Source organism: Streptomyces aureocirculatus, assembly GCF_000720475.1.
Taxonomy (GTDB): domain Bacteria; phylum Actinomycetota; class Actinomycetes; order Streptomycetales; family Streptomycetaceae; genus Streptomyces; species Streptomyces aureocirculatus.
Map to the genome: position 1 here is coordinate 1 of NZ_JOAP01000207.1, position 235 is coordinate 235.

A 235-nucleotide genomic window follows, 5' to 3' on the forward strand; every position below is an offset into this window, starting at 1 on the left:
ATCGAGGTCCTGGAGCAGGTAAAGGTGTTCTACCACGGCGAGCAAGTGGTCCTGATCTGGGACGGCCTGTCCGCCCACTGGAGCCGGGCGATGCGGGCCCGGGTCGCCGAACAGGACTGGCTCACCCTGGAACGAATACCCGCCTACGCTCCCGAACTGAACCCGGTGGAACTGCTGTGGTCCTCGCTCAAGAAGCGTGAACTCGCCAACCTCGCCAGCGACCACCTCGCCGATG

General features: G+C 64.7%; 1 protein-coding gene. It reads left to right on the forward strand.

The features are described 5' to 3' along the window. Positions 1-235: transposase (locus IG78_RS0141380; protein WP_030575143.1), on the forward strand; the 235-nt coding region annotated here is incomplete at both ends.